This window comes from Streptomyces naganishii JCM 4654 (genome assembly GCF_014650575.1).
GTDB lineage: Bacteria > Actinomycetota > Actinomycetes > Streptomycetales > Streptomycetaceae > Streptomyces > Streptomyces naganishii.
The window spans coordinates 243,549-263,271 of record NZ_BMVF01000010.1 but is presented as its reverse complement, the minus strand read 5'-3'; the positions used below and the strand labels follow the sequence as shown (position 1 = coordinate 263,271).

19 protein-coding genes, 1 tRNA gene and 3 pseudogenes are annotated in these 19,723 nt (G+C 67.2%); 9 read left to right on the top strand and 14 right to left on the bottom strand.

Features of this window, described 5'->3' with window-relative positions:
* The first annotated feature begins 156 nt into the window (after positions 1–156).
* The 4 genes and pseudogenes from IE217_RS20490 (at position 157) to IE217_RS20475 (ending at position 3,772) form a co-directional block, all read left to right on the top strand.
* On the top strand, positions 157–1,632 hold the full coding sequence (locus tag IE217_RS20490; protein ID WP_229865430.1) for a M6 family metalloprotease domain-containing protein: 1,476 nt from the start codon (positions 157–159) through the stop codon (positions 1,630–1,632).
* A gap of 164 nt (positions 1,633–1,796) precedes the next feature.
* Positions 1,797–2,261: pseudogene (locus IE217_RS20485) on the top strand (IclR family transcriptional regulator); the annotation flags it as partial.
* A 210-nt stretch (positions 2,262–2,471) separates the two neighbouring features.
* Positions 2,472–2,933 carry a hypothetical protein gene (locus IE217_RS20480; RefSeq protein ID WP_190179346.1) on the top strand — a complete coding sequence of 154 codons (462 nt, stop codon included), beginning with the start codon at positions 2,472–2,474 and terminating at the stop codon, positions 2,931–2,933.
* A gap of 763 nt (positions 2,934–3,696) precedes the next feature.
* A tRNA-Arg gene (locus IE217_RS20475) sits at positions 3,697–3,772 on the top strand.
* Between the two features lie 76 nt (positions 3,773–3,848).
* Here the strand turns inward: IE217_RS20475 and IE217_RS20470 are convergent.
* From IE217_RS20470 to IE217_RS20425, 10 genes and pseudogenes are all read right to left on the bottom strand, one after another.
* Positions 3,849–5,000, bottom strand: a pseudogene (locus tag IE217_RS20470) (tyrosine-type recombinase/integrase).
* Complete coding sequence (locus IE217_RS20465) at positions 5,000–5,182, bottom strand: helix-turn-helix domain-containing protein (protein WP_190179345.1); 183 nt, start codon at positions 5,180–5,182, stop codon at positions 5,000–5,002. The pseudogene IE217_RS20470 and the gene IE217_RS20465 overlap by 1 nt, the downstream one beginning before the upstream one ends.
* Positions 5,175–6,470, bottom strand: a complete 1,296-nt coding sequence (locus IE217_RS20460; protein ID WP_190179344.1) for a replication initiator — start codon at positions 6,468–6,470, stop codon at positions 5,175–5,177. Before IE217_RS20460 ends, IE217_RS20465 begins: the two co-directional genes overlap by 8 nt.
* Before the next feature lie 153 nt (positions 6,471–6,623).
* A complete protein-coding gene (locus IE217_RS20455) occupies positions 6,624–6,869 on the bottom strand; it encodes a SpdD protein (protein ID WP_190179343.1) in 246 nt (81 codons plus the stop codon).
* A 25-nt stretch (positions 6,870–6,894) separates the two neighbouring features.
* A complete protein-coding gene (locus IE217_RS20450) occupies positions 6,895–7,089 on the bottom strand; it encodes a hypothetical protein (RefSeq protein WP_094054604.1) in 195 nt (64 codons plus the stop codon).
* 15 nt (positions 7,090–7,104) lie between these two features.
* The gene (locus IE217_RS20445; protein WP_190179342.1) at positions 7,105–7,296 is read right to left on the bottom strand and encodes a mobile element transfer protein; all 192 of its coding nucleotides are present in this window, start codon (positions 7,294–7,296) and stop codon (positions 7,105–7,107) included.
* Positions 7,297–7,308: 12 nt separating this feature from the next.
* The gene (locus IE217_RS20440) at positions 7,309–7,962 is read right to left on the bottom strand and encodes a DUF2637 domain-containing protein (protein WP_190179341.1); all 654 of its coding nucleotides are present in this window, start codon (positions 7,960–7,962) and stop codon (positions 7,309–7,311) included.
* 88 nt (positions 7,963–8,050) lie between these two features.
* Positions 8,051–9,430 carry an FtsK/SpoIIIE domain-containing protein gene (locus IE217_RS20435; protein WP_190179340.1) on the bottom strand — a complete coding sequence of 460 codons (1,380 nt, stop codon included), beginning with the start codon at positions 9,428–9,430 and terminating at the stop codon, positions 8,051–8,053.
* Positions 9,430–9,786 carry an SCO3933 family regulatory protein gene (locus tag IE217_RS20430; protein WP_190179339.1) on the bottom strand — a complete coding sequence of 119 codons (357 nt, stop codon included), beginning with the start codon at positions 9,784–9,786 and terminating at the stop codon, positions 9,430–9,432. Before IE217_RS20430 ends, IE217_RS20435 begins: the two co-directional genes overlap by 1 nt.
* A 157-nt stretch (positions 9,787–9,943) precedes the next feature.
* The gene (locus IE217_RS20425) at positions 9,944–10,729 is read right to left on the bottom strand and encodes a GntR family transcriptional regulator (protein ID WP_190179338.1); all 786 of its coding nucleotides are present in this window, start codon (positions 10,727–10,729) and stop codon (positions 9,944–9,946) included.
* A gap of 107 nt (positions 10,730–10,836) precedes the next feature.
* On the opposite strand from IE217_RS20425, the gene IE217_RS20420 reads away from it, so the two are divergent.
* The 5 genes from IE217_RS20420 (at position 10,837) to IE217_RS20400 (ending at position 12,850) form a co-directional block, all read left to right on the top strand.
* Positions 10,837–11,244: an NUDIX hydrolase gene (locus IE217_RS20420; protein ID WP_190179384.1), complete on the top strand. Its 408-nt coding sequence runs from the start codon at positions 10,837–10,839 to the stop codon at positions 11,242–11,244.
* 46 nt (positions 11,245–11,290) lie between these two features.
* Entirely contained in the window at positions 11,291–11,722 is a 432-nt protein-coding gene (locus IE217_RS20415) for an ATP-binding protein (protein WP_190179383.1), read from the top strand.
* A complete protein-coding gene (locus IE217_RS20410) occupies positions 11,716–12,063 on the top strand; it encodes a hypothetical protein (RefSeq protein WP_190179337.1) in 348 nt (115 codons plus the stop codon). Before IE217_RS20415 ends, IE217_RS20410 begins: the two co-directional genes overlap by 7 nt.
* A complete protein-coding gene (locus tag IE217_RS20405) occupies positions 12,060–12,449 on the top strand; it encodes a hypothetical protein (protein ID WP_190179336.1) in 390 nt (129 codons plus the stop codon). Before IE217_RS20410 ends, IE217_RS20405 begins: the two co-directional genes overlap by 4 nt.
* 74 nt (positions 12,450–12,523) lie before the next feature.
* On the top strand, positions 12,524–12,850 hold the full coding sequence (locus IE217_RS20400) for a hypothetical protein (protein WP_190179335.1): 327 nt from the start codon (positions 12,524–12,526) through the stop codon (positions 12,848–12,850).
* A gap of 538 nt (positions 12,851–13,388) precedes the next feature.
* Here IE217_RS20400 and IE217_RS20395 read toward each other — a convergent pair.
* The 4 genes and pseudogenes from IE217_RS20395 to IE217_RS20380 form a co-directional block, all read right to left on the bottom strand.
* Entirely contained in the window at positions 13,389–15,965 is a 2,577-nt protein-coding gene (locus tag IE217_RS20395) for a tetratricopeptide repeat protein (protein ID WP_190179334.1), read from the bottom strand.
* Between the two features lie 17 nt (positions 15,966–15,982).
* Positions 15,983–16,393, bottom strand: coding sequence for a hypothetical protein (locus IE217_RS20390; RefSeq protein ID WP_190179333.1), 411 nt, complete (start codon positions 16,391–16,393; stop codon positions 15,983–15,985).
* A gap of 676 nt (positions 16,394–17,069) precedes the next feature.
* A pseudogene (locus IE217_RS20385) lies at positions 17,070–17,431 on the bottom strand (tyrosine-type recombinase/integrase); the annotation flags it as partial.
* A gap of 872 nt (positions 17,432–18,303) precedes the next feature.
* Entirely contained in the window at positions 18,304–19,398 is a 1,095-nt protein-coding gene (locus tag IE217_RS20380; RefSeq protein WP_190179332.1) for a hypothetical protein, read from the bottom strand.
* Positions 19,399–19,723 lie beyond the last annotated feature (325 nt).

The window sequence follows — 19,723 nt, the reverse complement described above, 5'->3', positions numbered from 1 at the left end:
GTGACCTGAACCACACGCCCCAGCCGGCCGCCGTCTCACCGGACCGGCCGTCCCACGACCGGACCGCTCCAGCGCGCGTCTCCTCTGCCCACGACACAGGGTGATCGAGAGGGTGCAGCCTGAAACCGGCGGCTGCCTGGAGCGAAGGGTCCACGCATGCGAGCGCAGCCGCCCCGTCGCCGTACAGGCCGGACGAGCCGAGCGGGCCACACAGGCGGACCGACCCTCGCGGACCACATAGGCAGCCGTATAAGCCGCATAGGCGGCGGAGGACGCACAGGCAACGCAGGCCGAATAGCGGGCATAGGCACGGGCAGCACCCCGGCCGCCCGCCCGACCGGCGGCCTGACCGGCGGCCCGTCCCGCCGGAGCGGCAAGCGCCGGGCCGCGGCCCTCGCCTCCGTCACCGTGCTCACCCTCGCGGTCAGCACCTCGGCGGGCACCGGCCACCTCATGCAGGGCCGTACGGCAACCGGTTCCGGTTCGGCCTCCCTGGCCCGCTCCCCCGCGCTCAACCCGTGTCTGATCAGCGGCACTCCGGCCGTACAGATGTCGGAGGGGGTCCCGACCGCAGGCGGTTACGCCCGCTCCACCGGCACCGTGCACGCGCTGACCCTGATGGTCGACTTCCCCGACGCCCCCGGCCAGGGCAGCGCGATGGACCGCTTCCACGAGTTCTTTCCGCAGACCCAGGAGTGGTTCCGCACCGCCTCCTACGGCCGCCTCGACTACCGCCCCGAGACCCCGATCCGCGACTGGCTGCGCATGCCGAAGGCGTTCAAGGACTACGGCATTGAGCGCGGGGCCCCCTTCGACCCCGGGTACCGCAAACTGGTCCAGGACCTGGTGGCCGCGGCCGACCCCAAGGTGGACTTCCGGGACTACGACCTGCTCAACGTGCTGATGACCCCGAACGCGGGCCCGTCCGCCCTGGACACGGTCCTGTCGGTCACCTTCGCGGGCAACAGCGACGCCCCGGTGGCCGACGGCGTCCCCATCGCCAACGCCTCCTTCGTCTACTCACGCCAGGACGACGGCTCCGGCTCGTACGACCGCACCGGCTACCGGGTGCTCCCCCACGAGAACGGCCACGTCTTCGGCCTGCCCGACCTCTACACCCAGGAGGGCGGGGGCGCGGTGGGCCACTGGGACATCATGAGCGAGGACTGGGGGGCCAACAACGACCTCCTCGGCTGGCACAAGTGGAAGCTGGGCTGGCTGGACGCCTCCCAGGTCAGCTGCGCGGCGAAGCGGGGCTCGACCGAGTACACGCTGACCCCGCTGGAGCGCCCGGGCGGCCCGAAGCTCATCTTCGTACCGCTGGACGGCCGTACCGGATACGCCCTGGAGCTGCGCACCCACGCCGGCAACGACGAGGCGGTGTGCCGCCCGGGCATCCTGATCTACAAGGTGGACGCCGACGTCGACACCGGCCGCGGCCCGATCACCGTCTACGACGCCCACCGCAACTCCGGCGGCTGCACCCGCAGTCCCAACGTCCACGCCGAACTCTCCGACGCGCCCTTCGCGCCCGGCGAGACCTTCAAGGACCCCAAGGCGAAGATCCGCATAGACGTGGCCTCGGCGAACCTGGCGGGCGACTACCGGGTACGGGTGACCCGCCAGCCGTAACCGACCGCGACCCCACTCCCACGCGGCCGACTACCACAGGCCCGCCCGCCGCGACCGCCGTACGCCGCCGACCGAAGAACCGGACCGAGGCCCGCGAACCCCACGACGGAGGCCGACGACACCACCGGTACCGCGGCCTCCCTCACCCCGCACCACCCGGCCCCACCCGCCGACGAGACGGCCGCACGCGGCGAGAGGGCCGCGACATCGTTCTCACCCCGCGCCTGATGGAGCCGGGCAACGCCCACCTGCCCGCGCTGCGCCGGCCGTCCCTGCTCGGCGCACGCGGACGCCATGGCCGACGAGTTGGACGAGTCGGTGTCGCCGGCGGTCGGCGACCGGGACGGCATCCGCTTCATCCACCAGGCGACGCACCGCCGCGCGATGTCGCCGAGCTTGAGCATCGGCGACCTGCTCCCCGCCAAACGCACCGCGCCGGGCCCGCTGTTCGCCACCGGGTGAACGGACGAGGACTGGGGCGCGTGGCACGAACACCGGGCGGCGGACCCGGAGAACAGGAACTTCCCGGCGGTACCGCCCCTCGACCCGTCCGCGACCCGCCCGCGCCCCTCCCGGCGGACGACTTCGAGCGGCGCACCGCGCGGGCGACCCGGAAGAGTTGGACGCTGGCGACGTCGGCGGTCAACGAGCAGGGGCACAACGCCCTGGGCACTGGTCGGGGCGTCGCCGGGAAGTCGAGGTTCCATCTGGCGTGGAGAATGCCATCAAGGAACGATTCATCTACGAGTTGCGGAAAGTCGGCCGCATCGGCCCGAAGGGTACCGAAACCTCTCGGGAGACAAGTGGAGGCGACCGCCTCTCACCGCGGAAGGTTGCAAATGAAGTATGTGACGGCCGTTTGGGGCGATGGCGGGTTCTACGTCGATCCGAGGGCCTACCTGGCCGAACTCCCGAAGTTTCACGATCAGCTGCCGGCCGGGGCAAGGCAATTCGCATCAGATCCGGCGCATTATGCTCTCGGGCACGGCAATGACCGCTGCGTCAAGGATCTGGAATTGTCCGGAATCCAGGTAGCCACCGACAAAAGCGGAGGGCTGACCCTGGAATTTTCCCCGAATCAGTGGAAGCACGACGCCGGGCTGCGCATCAGCTACTCAGGAGTGACGCACTTCTCCATCGACTATGATCACTCCATTGACTGGATGCTGGTCGACGCCGTGCTCCTCGACGAGATCCTCCCGGGCGAAGACGGGGGCTGCGTGCACGAGATCGCGCTGACCGACGCGTCGATCACCGTCCGCTGCAAGGACCTGCAAGCCGTTTGGGGAGATGTGGACTGAGGAGCCAACCGGGATCACCGACCCACAAGGTATCGGCTCACCATCGAATCGTCGGACGGGAACCACGTCGACATCTTCATCGCACGCAACATCCGGTGAGCCCGGCCAGGGCGCCGCCAGCGGGTTAGATCTGGGCAACATGACCACCGGGGACCTCGGCACGGCGGACTCGGCCAGGCACGTCCCCGACCAAGGGAGGGTGATCCACCCTCCGGTGATCCAGTTACTGGATAGCTGGGCGACTTTTCCCCGGGGCAACGCCCGCGTCCTCACCTCGCTTCCGCCGTGATGCATGCAGCGGAGGATCTCGGCCGCAGCCTCCCTCGAGAAGACACGGTCAAATAGATCGCTGGATCCAAGGACGAAGCGCATGAGGTTCAAAAGGACCGAGCACCTCCGAATCATTCCGCCAGGCACTGAAGCCGGAGAACGCCTCATCGGGTTCCGCCCGGACAGCGAATCCGGATTCTCCACCCTGGATGAGACACACCGCCTCCGACGGATCCCCGCGTACGGATCCGACGGCGCTCTGCTCATCCCGCACGACACGCTCGGGGCCGGCCGATACCGGGAGCTCGGCACACAGGGGCGGCGGGGCCACACAACAGCAGGGCACGACGCCTCGGTGCGCTGCCGTAACCGCTAGACTGTGCGCGGTGCACCACTCCGGTGGGGCGCCCTGTGGATGTCTGGGCCCTCAAGGGTCGGGATCCGTCCGATGTGGGCGGATTTCCAACACCTTCTACCCACACATCCCCGCCTCGCCTTCGTAGCTCAGGGGATAGAGCACCGCTCTCCTAAAGCGGGTGTCGCAGGTTCGAATCCTGCCGGGGGCACCAGCTCAAAGGCCCCCCACTTCCGGATTTTCGGAGGTGGGGGGCGTTTGACATCCACTTCTGACATCAACGGGGTTGGTCACTGACGACCGCGACGCCTTCTGAGCAGCCGGTCCATGTGGCTCATGGCCTCACGCTGGGTGTCCTGGACGACGTGGGTGTAGACATCCATGGTGATGCTGATCTGGGAGTGGCCAAGGATCTCCATCACGACACGGGGCGCGACTCCGGCCGCCGTAAGAAGGGTCGCGGTGCCGTGGCGGGCGTCGTGCAGCCGGATCACGCGGAGGCCGGCGGCCTGGGCGACGCGGGTGAAGGAGCGGTAGAGGTTGCGCGGCTCGACCGGGCGGCCGGTCCGAGTGGTGAAGACGTACGCGGACTCCTGCCACCCCTCCCCCGCCTTGGCACGGGCAGCGGCCTGCCGCATGCGGTGCCAGCGCAGGGGGGCGATGCAGAGGGCGGGCAGCGGAACGGCACGGCGACGGCGGCTCTTCGGATCGTCGTCGTAGAGGACACCGCGGCGGCGTTGCATCTGCTGGCGGACGTAGAGCACCCGGTTGTCGAGGTCGACGTCCGACCAGCGAAGCCCGACGATCTCTCCTCGACGCAGACCCATCGCGATGGCGAGCACGAAGGCCGCGTAGAGCGGGTCGGTGCGGGCGGCGGCGAGGAAGTCGAGGGTCTCGTCCAGGGTCCAGGGGCTCAGCTCCCGTTCCTTGATCCGGGGCGGCTCGACGAGCTTCGCGACGTTGCGCGTGATCAGTTCCTCTCGGCAGGCCGAGGACAACGCCGACCGCAGCACGCGGTGAGCCTCCTTGGCCGTGGCCGCGGTCGCCTCCTGCTCCAGGCGCACGAGGAACCGTCGCACGTCGGCGACGCCCAGCGATTCGAGCCGCTTCGCGCCGAGGAGCGGCACCAGGTAGAGCCGGACGTGCGCCTAGTACTTGTCGTACGTGCTCAGCTTCCGCCGGGGCTTGATCACGTTGTCCAGCCAGTACGGCAGCCACTCGGAGAGCCTGGCCGAACGCGTCGGCACGGGCACGCCCTGGTCGACCTTGTCGAGGAGTTCCCGGCGCTTGGCGTCGCACTCGGCCCAGGTCTTGCCGTAGGCGAACTTGCGGGCGCGGGTGCCGTCCGGTTGCAGCACGTAGACCGCGCACTGGAAGCGGCCGTCCTTGCGCTTGGTGATGGTGCCGGCGCCGTTCGGATTGCGCTTGCGCTGCTGGGCCATCAGGCGGCCGCCTCCAGTTCGTTGGTGATGTACTCGCGGACCGCCCGCGCCGGGATACGCCGGCACCGGCCGATGGTGATCGAGGGCAGACGGCGGGAGCGGATGAGGTCGTAGACCGTGGAGCGGCCGAGCTTGAGCCGCGCCATGACCTCCGGCACCGTCAGCAGTTCGTCGTCATGCATGGGTGGGCTCTCCTTCCGTTCCGGGGGCGGGTTCGAGGGATGCGGCAAGCCAGGATTCGGCGGCGGACAGGCCGGTCCCGGCGAAGACCCAGTGAGCGAGGACGTAAGTCGTCTCAGGCTCAGGACCGTTGGCGGCCACGGCTTGTGCTCGACGCCATTCGGCGCGGGCGTCGCGGAGGGCGCCGAGAGTGGTGGAGTAGCGGCGGGACTTGGTGGAGAAGTGGCCGCGGAAGCCGAGCATGTGGGCCCAGGCGCGCAGTCGGAGGTGTTCCAGGTCCTTGCGGGCGCCGAGGGACCAGGCGGTGCGGACGAGGCGGCGGGCGTGTTCGCTGATGTCGAGCTGGGCGAGCTCGGCGGCGAACTTCAGCGGCCGGTCGAGAGCTCCCGTCGCGGTCTCGGCGCCCTTGGTCGCGTACTTGGCGATGTAGGCGGCGACGGCCCGCTCGGTCAGCTCCTGGCCGCCGTCGAAGTCGGCCGAGCGGATGGTGCGGACGTCGAGTTGACGGCCGAAGGCGAAGGCGTGGGCCCGGCCGTCGATAGCCGGACCGTCTACGTGCACGGCAGCAACGGCGGCCCGAATGGCGTCGGTCAGCAGCTCGGCGGTGGCCCAGGCGGGAGGCGGGGTGTCGCCGCCCCCGGGGCCGTCGATGCGGATGACGGCGTGGAAGTGGACGGCCCCGCGCTTCTGGTACTCGGCGACCTTGGCGAAGGACACCCGGGCGTACTCGCGGAAGGCCCGTTGGGTGAGGCCGGCGCGCTTAGCGACCTCCCGACGCAGGTAGATCGAGAAGCGCCGCCACAGCGGACCGGCGTGCGCGTTCCAGAGCACGGCCGCTTCGTAGTCGTACGTGTCCGGGTCGAGCGGGGTGCCGAGTGCGGAGTCGTCCTGGTCGTGGAGGGCGCCGCAGCGGCAGCGGCGGACCGAACCAGCCGGGCCGGTGGGGCGGTTGTGGACCGGGCCGAAGCTCGGCGCGGTGAAGGTGGCGAAGACGCGCGGGTGGGCGGCGACGCGTTCGGGGACGCCCTTGCCGCCGCGCAGTCCGGAGGTGATCAGGTGGAAGGTGTCGCGGCGGTACACCTCGGCGCAGGCCGCGCACCGGGTCGTGCGGCGGTTGTTGCAGCGGACCAGGAGGTGACCGGCCGGGAGGCCGGAGGAGTCGAGGTAGTGGAGGACGTTACCGATCTCTCCGGTGCGGGTGTTTACGTCGTACTCGGTGCGGTGGCCGTCGAGGCGGATGGGGTGCGTGCAGCCGCCGAGGCTGGCGAGCTGGCGCAGGAGTGCGGGCATGGTGCCGAGGGCGGCCAGTTCGCCGATTTCGTGGAGCGGAGGCGGAGTGGCGCGGGTGATGATGGCGTTCTCCTTCTGGTTCGGCTGGAGGGAAAGGGCCCCCGAGGCGGCGGATGCTTGGCGGTATCGAGGCCGCCCCGGGGGTCTGGTCTGTCAGCGGCGGTGCTGGTCGCGGAGCACCGAGCGCAGGACCACGGCGGCGACGGCCACGGAGACGGCCGTGACGGCGACGGCGGCCAGGAGCGCGGTCAGCACGACGCCGCCGACGAGGACGGCCGCGACCGCTCCGGTACTGACGGAGATCTGAGGCGCCGACCGGCGAGCGGGCATCTGGTCGGCCACGGTGTGGATGTGCGCGGGCGGCGGCGTCGGGTTGTCCGGGTACTTGGGCAGGAACACGGCGAAGCTCTCCTTACCTACTCGTCTAGTCATGTGAGCCGTTGACGATGTCCACGCCGGAGCGCGTGCCGGACTCGATGGCCGGTGCCATGAAGGTGTGCGAGAGCCAGAAGCCGAAGAGGGCGATCAGGACGACGATCCACGTGCGGACGCCGAGGAACTTGACCGCTCCCCAGGCGAAGAAGCCGAGGACGGCGACAAGCGGGAGGCTGACGGTCACGGGAGGCGGGTCCTTTCAGTGGACGGGGCAGCGGTGGGTGCGGGCAGCCAGCTCGGCGGCGGCGCGGCTGTCGTAGTCGGCGGAGAAGCCGCAGCGTGGGGCGGTACAGGCCGCGGTGTGCTTCTCCCGGCCGCGACCGTCGTAGGACGTGCCGACCTGGACGGGTCCGATGCGGGTGACGGAGCGGAAGCGGCGGTGGGCGCTCACGTGGGTCTCCTCTCAGAGCTGGGCTGCGATGGCGTCGGCCATGGGCGGCGGGACGCCGAGGCGGGCGCGCAGGGTCGGGGTGTCGATGGCCGTTCCGGTACGGGCGTGGTGCTCGGCGGCGACTTTGCGGGCGTGCTCGACCAGGGCGGCCGGGACGGGGACCGGCGGCGGAGCCGGAGTTGGTGCCGACTCGACTGCCAAAGGCGCCGGGCGTTCCGGTGCGGGATCGGGCGCGTCCTCCTGGTCCTCGATGCGCTCGGGCACCTCCTCCCCCACGGCGTCACCGGTTCCGTCGGGCGTGGACGGCGACGAGTGGGCCAGGAGGGTTCCACCGAGGAAGGCGACCGCTGGCCAGCCCGCGACCATGATGCGGAGCCAGGCCGGCACGTGCTCCAGGTCGAGCAGCCCGGCGGTGGCGACGTTCGCGCCCAGTGACGCGGCGAGTGCGATCACGAACCAGCACCACCCGGCCGCTTTCGTCTCGCCGGACCGCAGTCGACGCCAGGCGGCGACGAGCAGCAGGTCGACCGAGACGGGGTAGGCCCACGCCTTCCACCCGTCCTGTCCGGCCGCCGAGGCGACGTCGTGCAGGTGGGCGAAGGACAACGCGGCGGCGATGACGGCTTGGACGAGCACCGCGTCGACGCGGGCCAGGTGGGCGCGCATGCTGCGGCTCCTTCCGGATTCGGGCATGGGAGGGGTAGGGACATGGCGTGAGGCGGTCACGCCGACCGGGGATACGTGCGGGTGCGGGTCAGTCGGTCACCGGTCGGGGCCGCACGACCGGGCTCGGTGTCTCGACGGGCGGCCGTACGGGCACATCGGGCCGGAAGGGCTTGAGCGCGGGCAGGTCGGGGACGAGGTGGGCCGACTCACGGCAGGTCTCGGCGGCATCGCCGAGGGAGAGGTACGGCGTGCGGATGCGGGACCAGCCGCCGGAGGTGTCACCGGCCACGGCGAGCCCGGGACGTTCGGGGGCGATGGCACAGGCGGCGGAGACCGCCTCGGGGGCGATGTCGCCCAGAGCCATCTTGGCGGACGCTTCGTCGTTGACGCGATGGCAAACGCGGCCGGTCAGCTGCGCCCGCAGCATGGTCGCGCCCTTGCCCAGCTCGGCACCGAAGCGCTGTCCGCAGACCTCCAGGTAGATGCCGGCCGCACGGCCGAGTTGGGCGAGCCGGATGAGTTGGGTGACCATCTCGTCCCGGCGTTCCTCGTCCTTCCTCGTCGCGACGAGGAAGAGTTCTGCCACCTCGTCCACGAACAGCACGACCGGCACTGGCCGTTCGCTTTCGGGCAGACCCCAGATGTCCGAGGTGATCTCCTCGTCCGGAGTGCTCGGCGCGATGCCCTGCCGGGCTTTGATCAGGTCGTACCGGTCCTCCATTTCCTTGATGAGCACGGGCAGCAGCTCGGCGGCCTGCTCCGGGTCGGTGGCGAGCGCCGACAGGCGCGGAGCGAACGGCGCCAGTTCCACGCCCCGCTTGCAGTCGATGCCGACCAGGGCGACGGGCTGACGAGCGAGGCCTGCGACGAGGTGGCGCAGGTACATGGACTTGCCGGACAGCGTGGCCCCGAGGGTGAGTTGGTGGGGCACGGTGCGGTAGTCGCGTACGAACGGAGTGGCGTCCTCGCGCAGCGCGACCGGTACCCGGAGAAGGTCCGGGCGGAGCTTGCGCGGCATGCGCACCCGCCGCAGTACGTCAAAGCCGACGAGCCGCAGTTCGACCACGCCCGGCTTGATCGTGGTCACGTACACGGCATGGACGCCCCAGGCGTGCCGCAGTCGTTCCGCGGAGGCGGCCACGTCGGCGGGTTCCTGCCCCGGAGCGAGCCGCAGGCGGACCCGGAGCCCCGTCGTGGTCGGTCGGATGATCCCCCGACGCGGCGGTACGGGCCGGACCTCACGGCGAGTGGTCGCCTTGACCGCCAGGACCCGCAGCCGGGAGGGGGCCACGGTCAGCCCGCATGCCTCCATGACGGAGCTGTAGGAGCCGAGCAGCCGGACCGTGGACACCGGTAAGCCGACGGCGGACCAGTAGAAGCCGGGGTGTCGCGCCCGGGCGTAGGCGGCCCCGCCGCCGAGTGCGGCGACGGGACCACCCACCTCCAGAAGCGTTGCCAGATCGGTCATCAGGCCGTGGCCCCCACGGTGGCCGGGAAGGCGGCCGGAGTGACGGCGGCGGCCCGGAAGGCGATGCCGTGGCGCTGCTGGCCGTTGAACACTCTCTCCCACGGCCGGGCGACCAGGCCCGGCAGCGAGACCGGGGCACCGAGGACGAGGCCTTCCGACACCCCGCTCTCCGGAACGGTCACCTTGATCAGGGACGACTCCCCCTCCTCGATGTACACGACGCCGATGGTCATCAGCGCCTCACCGCTGACGGCATCCTTCGCGATCTCGCCCGACTGGCGGTCGCGGACCTTGGGCTCGGGCGCCTCGGTCAGCAGGATCGTCGCGGCCGAGGTCTCCACACGGATGGTGCGCAAGGCTTCTTCCCATCTACTCGTCTAGACAAGGTGCACTCTTCGAACCCGGCAACAGCCGGGAACGTTGACCACCTTGCCACACAACTTGCCCGCTCGTCTATACGAGTATGCGTGTCGGGGTGTACGAGTCCGGAGAAGTGGCCTCGCGCACCGCCGATCAGGTCGCCGGAAGTTGGTAGGAGAGGACGTAGGCGTCAGCGGCCATGATCGTGTCGCAGACCTCCACGGCCCGTCCCGCAGTGTCGAAGGCGGTACGGATCAGGTGGATCACCGGGACGCCGGAGGCCAATTGCAGCGTCTTGACCTCGGCCGGGGAGGGCATTCGGGCCCGGATCTCCTCCTCGAAGTGGTCGAGCTGGTGGCCCAGCTCCTCAAGGCGGGCGTAGATGCCGCCCGGGCCCGGGTTGGGTTCGGCGATCTGCGTACCGCGGGCGATGTCGAGCGGGAGGTACGAGGTGGCGAACTCGACCGGCCGACCGTCGAGCAGGTATCGGCGACGCCGGGCGAGCACGCGCCGTACGGAACCCAGTCGCGTGGAGACGTCCTGGCTAGCTTTCTCCTCCTTCACCTCCAGGCTGTCCACCTTCGGGTGACTGCCGGCGGCGTCGGCCTCCACGATGAACGCGGACTTGCCCTGCTCACGGTGCCGCCGGGCGAACCGGTCGGAGGCGAGGCGGCGCACCGGCGGCCGGGGCCGGACGAAGACACCCTTGCCGTGCTCGGCGTGCACCAGCCCCTCGCCCTGGAGGATGGAGAAGGAGTTCCGGACCGTCATCCGGGAGACGCCGTAGTGTTCGACCAGCTCAGCCTCGGACGGCAGCTTCTCCCCCTCCTTGAAACGCCCACGGTCGATGGCCTCACGTAGCTGGTCGGCGATCTGGCGGAAGACCGCACGATCACTGGTCGGGTCGAGGCCGCCGAGAATGCTCGGTAGAGACGTCACGCGTACTCCTTTAGGTATCTAGACGAGTGGGCGAGTGTTGTTGCTACGGTGGAGAGCCTAGTCAGCCGAGAGGGCCGAGGAACGTGAGCACTGAACGCCCGCACTCCGTGAGTGTGGCCGGAGTCGTCGTCGACGACGAGGGCCGGGCCCTCCTGATCCAGCGCCGGGACAACGGCCACTGGGAACCGCCGGGCGGCATCCTCGAGCGCGAGGAGACCATCCCCGAAGCCCTCCAGCGCGAGGTCCTCGAAGAGACCGGCATCAAGATCGCTCTTCCGGCGACTCTGACCGGCGTCTACAAGAACATGACGGGCTTGATCGTCTCGCTGGTCTTCCGCTGCGAGGCCTCCGACGGCGCCCCCACCACCGGGGACGAGACCCGAGCCCTGCGCTGGGCCACCCGCGAAGAAGTCTTCGAGCTTGCCGACGAGGCGTACGCGATCCGTGTCCTTGACGCGCTCGACGCGGCGTCCCCGCCGGCCATCCGCGCCCACGACGGCGTGAAACTCGTCTAGCCCGAACCCGCTGCACATGGCGGCCTACCAGCATGAAGGAACTTGTATACACGAGTATACGAGTACAGCCCGGGTGTGGGGACTGTCTTGCCCAGGTTTTCCGGAAGAGGTCAGCCGGGCCCGCCGCTGGACGCGGGACATCCTGCGCGGCTCCCCTCTGGCCGAGGACGCAGAGCTGATCGTTAGCGAGCTGAGCGCGAACGCGATCCTGCACACGGCCAGCGGCCAGCAGACAGGCAGCTTCCATCTGGCACTCGCGGTCTCCCCGCAGGTGGTCGCCCTGTCGGTCACGGACGAGGGAGGCACCGGCACGGCCCCGAAGGTCGAGCACCAGGACGACCAGGCCGAGCACGGCCGGGGCCTGGGCATGGTCAGCGCTATCGCCCACCGGGTCGTCGTCCACAGCAGCCACGGCGGTCACACGGTCACCGCGGAACTCTTCACCCAGGCCGGACCGGCAGGAGGCCACCCGTGCTGACGTCCACTACTCCCGTACCGCTCGGCGCAGCCATCCGAAGTCTCCCCTACCTGTGCCGAGCCGCCGCCTACCCGGTGAACGAGGTCCGTGCCATCCCCTTGGGATCGCACGGCGTCGCGAGTCCACGCCTGGCACTGCGCTGGTTACGAGAGCGCACGCAACACATCACCGACCAACTCGACGCCCCCTACGCGCAGCCAGGCTTGCACTGGCTGACGGACGAGGCCGAACACGAACGAGCTCTCGCCTACATGACCAGTGGCATGGGCTACCAACTCACTCTCCACGACGAGAGCACCCGCTACGTGTTGCTGGTCTACCCGGCAGGACCCACCTCATGAACGGACCCGCCCGCGGCTACTGGTGCGAGTGCTGGACCGAGGACGTCACCAGCGCAGAAGGGCCGGCGCTCCTGGCATCGTTCGACGCGTACTCGGCACCCCAGGCAGACCGATGGGTCGCCATCGCCCTGCGCACCATCTCACCGGCGCTCGACTCCGACGCGTCGGACGAAGCGTGGACGTGGCTGCAGGAGGACCGTGCCGAGACCCGCAGGGCCCTGATGCGCTCCGAGCCCTGCACGGTGACCATCACGCATGCCGGCACCCGCGTCACCTGGACGATCCGACCAGTGCTCTTCCTGCCCCTCGCACACCGGCAGGGCACTGAACTCCCAGCCTGCGCACACAGTTTCAAGCCCCACCGCGCGGTCTCAGATCCCAGCTGATGCTTGGTGTTCTGGTCCCAGGTGATGACTGACGGGGGGCTGGGGATTGTCCCGTCTCCAGCTACCCTCCGGTCATGGAGCAGGACCACCCCCTTGTCCGCGCCGTCTTCCCGGAACTCATCACGGAGCTGATCACTCTCCTGGAAAACGAAGGAGAACGTGAGCTGGCCATCTGTGCGTGGGATCTTCGTCTGGTTGACGAGTGCGACTGCGGCGATGACTTTTGCCAGAGCTTCAAGACAGCAGCTCATCCACAGGGACAGCCATACGGCGCCGGCCACCGGTGCGTGCCGCTCCTGCCCTCGCAAGGCATGCTGTGCTTGGACGTCGTGGATGGTCGGATCATGTACGTCGAAGTACTCGATCGGCCACCCATGCGCCGCCAGAGTAAGCGGCCGTGAAGTCGGCCTCGCGAACCGGCAACTCCACCAGCGCCAATCCCGGCCTCCCCACACGCGCCGCAACGACGCGCACAGAAAAGCCGAACACGGCCACTGTCAACCATCAGCTGGGACCGAACTGTCAAGCATCTACCGGGACCGGACACAGACAGCCTCACCGCGCTGAGTTACAACTTTCTCTACTGGTTCAAGGCGGCTCGCTCCGCTCACCGCGCGCGGCCCGGCCCCCGGCCGGGCCTGCGCTCCTGCCTCCGTCCCGCTCCAGCCCCGCCAGTGTCCGTGCCGCGTGCTCCAAGTGTGCTGCGGGCTCTCCTACGCGCAGACGGATTGACTCAGATCAGGGCCACAAAACCTGAAGCGTGGTTAATGCCGGCGGGGGTGCAGCGAGCACACACGCGCCTGATCAGTCGGCAGCCGCGCCGTCGCGGCTGACTTTCGTCGGCTCAGGCACAGACAATCTCGCGGGGCGAGGTTTCAGTCAGTGAACTCGGCCCAGAAATCCACACCGCGACCTATAGGTTACTTCTGCAGCCTTCCCTTAGAGGGCATACTGCCCGCGCTGCTCCAAGAATTCCAACATTTGACGCAACGGTATGACCTGAGGAGCATCCGAGTCTGTCACCTCATCGAGGAAGGCACGAGCCTTTACAAGATCGCCTGAACGCATGGCCAAGAAAGCGAGCATATGGGAGACTGTCTCCCCAGCCTCATATGCATCGTTCAGGTATTTATGCGCTTTATCGAACTCGTTCCTGTTGAGGTAGAACTGGCCAAGATGGTAGAGGGCATGAGTATCGCCGTCCCCTACTGCCTGCAAGTAAAGCTTTCTTGCAGCCTTGCTTTTGCCCTTTCTTTCATACAGGTAACCGAGAGCAACCGCGGCAGCGGTGGATCCGCCATCAATCCCGCGCCTATACCAGAACATAGCCTTGTTCGGGCCACCAAGTGCCTCTTGAATCAAGCCCATTTCGGTATAGTAGCCAGGCTTCCCAGAAGGGAGAGCTTGATTGATCCACAACAACGCTTCGCGTGGTCGGCCTGCCTTACGACTTCGTGCAGCCAAATTGGCCATCGCCCTGACGTCACCTTCTTCGGCTGCAGAGCGAAAGAGTGCGTCCGCCTCTTCGCTTTTACCCAACTTCTCCAACGTCAAAGCTAGGTTATTCTTGGCGTACTTAAATCCGGACTCCATAGAGCTTCGATAGAGTGGCTCCGCTTCATCGTAGCGTCGCATTTCAGAGAGAAGGCTAGCTAGATTGAAAAGGGCGTACTCGTCGTCACCCTGCTCTACGGCATGCCTATAAGCAGTCTCTGCTTCTTCTAGTCGACCAGCCTTACGGAGGGCGGTGGCCAGGTTATTAGGAGCCTGTTTATTTCCAGCCTTTACTGCCCGCTCATAAGAGGCAGAGGCCGCTTGCCAATCCTCCAGATTTTCTTGGGCAATACCCAGAAAGAACCAGGCGTCCTTGCTGCCTTCAGCGGCTGCCTGATTCAACCAATTTTGAGCTTCCTCGTGCTCACCTCGTGCGATGAGGAGTTGCCCCATAATGAGTTTAGCGACCGGCGGTTTCTGCTCGATGAGGGAGAGAGAAAGCTGTTCAACCTCATCCCAACGCTCTTGATCCAGGAGGACTTCGCCGAGGTTCCGCGCGCCGTAGGTGTCACCATCAGCGGCAGCTTCCCGGAACCAAAATTCTGCCTCTTCCTCCCTTCCGGATCGCCGAAGGACAAGCCCCAGATTGTTTTTTGAGATGGAAGAACCCTGGGAAATAGATCTTCTGTACCAGAGCTCCGCTTCTTCTAGTCGGTCTTCCTTCGAAGCGATGTAGCCGAGATGGAACGAGCCGCTACTATTTCCAGTGTTGGCTAGTCGCTCATAAGCGTGGACGGCGAAATCAATTCTCTTTGCTTTTTCGGCTCGATGCCCAACGGTGTGGACGTCGTCGGGAGAAAACTCATCGATTGCACTTTCCCACACTTCATCCGGCGGAGCCGATGCCCTGCCTTCTCGGGCTAGGGCCTCGGCAAGGTAATCGTAAGCCTTGAACATGTCATCCTCGACGGGCATGAGCAGACTGCTCGTCGCGTGGAGAGGCTCAAGAGCCCAATGGAACGCATCCAGTATTGGCTCGGGGCGCAGCCGGATTCCGCCTCGCTGCTGAAGATATATTTCGTGAAGACGCTCCAAGAGCTCCCTTGAAACGGGGGCCTTGATGCCGGCCCTCTTCAAATCAACGGCCGCTGCCACGATGGCAGCGCCACGGGGATGCAATCCGGGGGCCCAGGCATTTTGCCATTCCAGGTAGAGTTGCGGGCCGGCTGCCAGATATTCAGCAACTCCATACTCTTTGGAATGCCGAGCGGCTTCTGCAACCCGTGGATCAGCGGACCATTTTGCTCGCTTAACTTCTTCCGTGCCCCAATTTCTATCCAGGTAGAGCACATGTGCCCGCGCGGTGATGGCTCTTGCTGCCCTGACGAGCGTTCTGGTCTCGTGATTTAGGCCACGCTCATATCGCGGTGATAGAAGGTCGAGCCGGTCAGCGCGCATCGTCCCGATTAGCACAGCCTCGGTCCGCAGCGCCTCATCCAGAGAGCTCGTAGGAATAAACGGTGGAGCAAGGAACCTATCAAGGTCATCAAGCCAGATGACCTTATCTTCAGCACCGGAAAGAGAAACACACTCGGAGAACTCTGCCCCGTCTTCCGGGCGAAACACGCGATAGCCCGGGAACTTACTCTTAACTATCTCGAAAGCGGTTCTAGATTTGCCGCAAGTAGGATCACCGACAAGCAATGCAAATGATCCAGGCCTCAGCAGCGAGGAAAGGTCTTCTTCGATGTCGCGCCGCACATACTGGGGATTTTGATTCCCGTTCCAGCTTGCAGCCGGGTGCACACCGAAGGAGACTGGACTTTCGCAGTCTTTAAGATATGGAACGCTGTCGAGCGTAAGGAGATGCGCCGAGTTGACAAGGCCTTGCGGCGACTTCGCGCTGCGACTCGCATAGTAGATTTGGATCCCATGACCCTGCTGAAATGCAGTTCCGTGGTCATGTACATCGGTGTTTTGGCCAGGTATCGAAGTAGCACCCTTGGCCGCATCAGCTTCCATACGTGATTCCAAGCGGCTCAATTGGCGTGATAGTGCTGCGTTCCGGACACTTGCTGGAAAGAGACGCCGTTGTCCCTGACAGTGGCGTTCTGAGACACACGTCTAGAGCTGTCTTCGGAGCCACTCATGTCAATGTCTGCCAGTAGTTCACGTAGCGGGGCCAGCGACTCTGGATCTCTCGCAAGCACGGCGCAAAGTAGAGCAAAAACCTCGGTCTGGCCCCGCTCTGCATGACCTTGCGTCTGATAGTCCACGACACGCTGTCGCAACTCGTCGATGTTTCCCTCGGTCGCCCGTGTATCGCCCGATCGTCCGGCTACGATGCGGGAGAATCTGGTTTTGAAAGCTTGCCAACCGTCCGACACCATCGCTGTCAGAAGCGTGCTCGCGGCCGGCATGGCAAACTGCGCCAACTCCAGTTCGTTCATTGTCCCCCCAGTTGAACGGGTGCCCGGAGCCAGCAGGTTACCTCTGCAGTGACCACATGTCACCGGAGTCCGGTAGGTCCAACTAGCCTCACCGGGGCCCTACGTGAGCTCTTCCCGTCGTACGAGCGGCCTGCAACGTAGTCTCGAGGTGTCTGCTGGGACCCCTGAGCGCGCCAACGTCGAAGGCTCCCTGCTCTGTATCCCTGCCAGCAGGCCCGCTGGCAGGGACCATGACATCGGGTTGGCAACAGGAGAGTCGCGATACAGCAGCGGAGTAAGCAACCACAGGAACTGTCTTCGTCCAGCTACAGCAATCCAAGACGGCGTCGCGACCTGTATGACCTTCCCTGAGCCATGGTAGGCATGTCTGGTGGCGCTGGGCCGACCGGCTGGATGAGCCTTTGGAGGCCTGTCCAGTGCCAGACCTGTTCCGCTGACATCCAACGCTGACATCAACGACCCCAGATAGGAGCGACACACAACGGTCGCTGACGGCACCGACGCACGAGGCGAGGCCCGACCAGGCCCCGGGCAGACCGAACTCCTAAAGCGGGTGTCGCAGGTTCGAATCCTGCCGGGGGCACCAGGCCAGACGGCCCGGACCGATCATGGTCCGGGCCGGTTTGACGGCACCGATTGACAGCCGTCCCGTCTCGCAGACCACCGTTCCAGGTTCGGGCAAACGCCGTTTGAGCGAGCGATCCATGTGGCTGGTCGCTTCGCGCTGGGTGTTACGCACGACGTGCGGATACACGTCCATCGTGATGCTGATCCGGCTGTGCCCAAGGATCTCCATCATGACCCGCGGGGCGACGCCAGCCGCGGTCAGCAGCGTCGCGCAGCCAAGCCGCGCGTCGTGCAGGCGGCCCTCCGCAGCCCCGCATCGGCCGCGACCTGCGGCGTGAAGGACCGGTATACGTTGCGCGGCTCAACCGGCCGGCCGTTGGGCCTCGCGAAGACGTAGCCGCTTTCCGACCAGGCGACGCCCGTACGCGCGAACGCCTCGCGCTGCCTCAGTCGGTGCCAACGCAGCGGCGCGCCGCCAAACGATCGCAGCCTCCCGAGCTGAGGGCTACGGCCGGGGCAGAAAGGGGGACTGACCCGGCCACGCTGGAGTGATGGCTTCGATACGACGACGCCAAGGCACAAAGGGGGATGCGCCGGCGTCGTTCTCGGGGCGCATTGGTGGTCACCCCTCGAAGTGGTGACTGAACAGCTTCTCGATCAATGCCCACAGAGCACGAGCCCCGAGCGCGATCGTGAGCCGACCAGCAACCTCGCGGATCTTCCCCTTGGCCTCCTGGGAAGGGCGCGTTTTCTCCATCACTCCACCTCATCTCCGGGGCCGCGTCTCGTCACCCTTCGCAACGAGGCGCCCCCCTCTCAGAGATGAGGCGTCGTAAGGCTAGCCCTTGCTTGTGCGTGATCACCATCTCAAGCAAGTCGCAGAGTCCCAGGACCGATTGCAGTACAGCAGCGGAGTACGGGAGGTTCCGCGGGATCCCGACATCCACCGCTGCCGCGTCAGCTGCGTCGAATCCGGAGGGGTACGCCGACGTCTCTGTTCGGCGGTCGCACCAGTCGTCGGCGCCAGCAGAGGCAGGCCACTGCCGGACTGCCGAAGCGGGTGTCGCAGGTACGGATTCTGCCGGGGGCACCAGCCGAAAGGTCCCGGACCGATCACGGCTCGGGACCTTTGGACGTCCAGGGTGCTGCTGTTCTGCGAGTGGGTCGGGGTGTCCATCAGTGCGCGGGGAGCGGCTCCGGGGCTGCCGTCGTGTCCGTCATCGCACCGGGCGGAACCGGGCAGACGCGGACCAGGCCGGTGGGGCTCGGCGAGCCGTACGCCGGGGGCCGACCGCGAGCGGTGTCACTGCGGTGGGGGCGGCTCCCGGAGCCCGTTCCTGCGCTCAGTTGGTGCAGCCGGGTACGGGAGACGGGCTGCCGGTGCAGTTGGTGGGGGTGTTCTCCGCGATGGTGGAGCGCTTGTTCACCACAACGCTTCCGGCTCCGTTGTAAACGCCTCCCGGGGCGTTGGCGGAAGAGTTCTTGACCACGCGGCTGACGTTCAGTACGACGGTGGAGTCGGCGTTGACGTTGTAGATGCCGCCGGCCTGGAGACCCGCCCTGTTGTTCCTGATGGTGCTCTGGTTGAAGGTGGCCTTGCCGCCCTGCGCGTTGGTGACACCCGCACCGTGGTCCCGTGCCGTGTTGTCGGCGATCTCGCTGTCGTTGACGGTCATCTGCCCGTCGTTCCACAGGCCGCCTCCGTCGCCCGTGGCGACGCTGTTGCCGACGATGAGGTCGCGGGCGATGGTGATCGCGCCGGAGTCGTTGACCACGCCTCCGCCCGCGAAGCTGTTGGCCTTGTTGTCGCGGACGGTGGTACGGATGACGTCGGCCGTGCCGCCGGGTTCGATGTAGAGGCCCCCGCCGAGGAGCGCGGTGTTGTCGGTGATCAGGGATCCGGTGAGTTTCAGGGTCCCGCGGTCGTCGATGCCGCCGCCGTCACCACTGGCGGTGTTCCCCTGGACGGTGATGGACACCCCTCGGAATGTCCCGCCCTTCTGGACGAGGACACCGCCGCCGTCGCCCGTCACGTCGCCGTTCCGGATCGTGAGATGGCTGACCGCCGCCGTTCCGCCGACCGCGACGTCGATGAGGCGGAAGTGGCTCGTGGTGGCGGGGTCGCGCAGGAGGGTGGCGCCGTTGCCCTTGATGGTGAGGGGCACGGTGATCGCGGGTGTCGCGTCCTGGCCGGAGACGGGTGCCCTGAAGTCGTAGACGCAGCGCCGGGAGAGGCTCAGCTCGCCACCGCCGTTGGCGTTGGCATCGTCGATGGCGGCGATGAGAGCGGCCGTGTCGCAACGCACGCTGTGGGGCCTGAGGGACTGGGCGGCGGCCGGGTTCGAGACCGAGGCCAGCCCGGCCACGAGCGGGATCAGGGCCAGGGCGCGAGCCGTGGAGACCGTGCAGCGCGCGGACCGGGCACAGTGCTGAGGCATGCGAAGCTCCTTGACGATGCATCAGGTCAGCTGACCGCCCCTTGGATCCGTGCGTGCGCTCAACTGCCTGGGATCGAAAGGGGCAGGTCATCCATGCCCGCGACTCCCTCATGCCGAGCGGCGCCGTCGAGATTCCACCCGCATGGCCTGCCGGCCCCGGCTCCGTGTCCGCCGAACGCCTGATGCGGTGCCGGGCCGGCGCTGGTGCCGGTGCCGGTGCCGGTGCCGGTGCCGGTGCCGGTGGCGGTGGCGGTGGCGGACGGTCCGCGGCGCGTCGAGGCCCCGGCGGGCGTCGTGGGGGGGGTCGATCGTCGTCGACTACGGC

Excerpts from the sequence above, each read along its gene's own strand:
- IE217_RS20380 (WP_190179332.1), bottom strand. The coding sequence starts at position 19,398 with ATGCCTCAGCACTGTGCCCGGTCCGCGCGCTGCACGGTCTCCACGGCT.
- IE217_RS20440 (WP_190179341.1), bottom strand. The coding sequence starts at position 7,962 with ATGCGCGCCCACCTGGCCCGCGTCGACGCGGTGCTCGTCCAAGCCGTC.
- IE217_RS20400 (WP_190179335.1), top strand. The coding sequence starts at position 12,524 with ATGGAGCAGGACCACCCCCTTGTCCGCGCCGTCTTCCCGGAACTCATC.
- IE217_RS20480 (WP_190179346.1), top strand. The coding sequence starts at position 2,472 with ATGAAGTATGTGACGGCCGTTTGGGGCGATGGCGGGTTCTACGTCGAT.
- IE217_RS20490 (WP_229865430.1), top strand. The coding sequence starts at position 157 with ATGCGAGCGCAGCCGCCCCGTCGCCGTACAGGCCGGACGAGCCGAGCG.
- IE217_RS20395 (WP_190179334.1), bottom strand. The coding sequence starts at position 15,965 with ATGGAAGCTGATGCGGCCAAGGGTGCTACTTCGATACCTGGCCAAAAC.
- IE217_RS20435 (WP_190179340.1), bottom strand. The coding sequence starts at position 9,430 with ATGACCGATCTGGCAACGCTTCTGGAGGTGGGTGGTCCCGTCGCCGCA.
- IE217_RS20405 (WP_190179336.1), top strand. The coding sequence starts at position 12,060 with ATGAACGGACCCGCCCGCGGCTACTGGTGCGAGTGCTGGACCGAGGAC.
- IE217_RS20460 (WP_190179344.1), bottom strand. The coding sequence starts at position 6,470 with ATGCCCGCACTCCTGCGCCAGCTCGCCAGCCTCGGCGGCTGCACGCAC.
- IE217_RS20465 (WP_190179345.1), bottom strand. The coding sequence starts at position 5,182 with ATGCATGACGACGAACTGCTGACGGTGCCGGAGGTCATGGCGCGGCTC.
- IE217_RS20390 (WP_190179333.1), bottom strand. The coding sequence starts at position 16,393 with ATGAACGAACTGGAGTTGGCGCAGTTTGCCATGCCGGCCGCGAGCACG.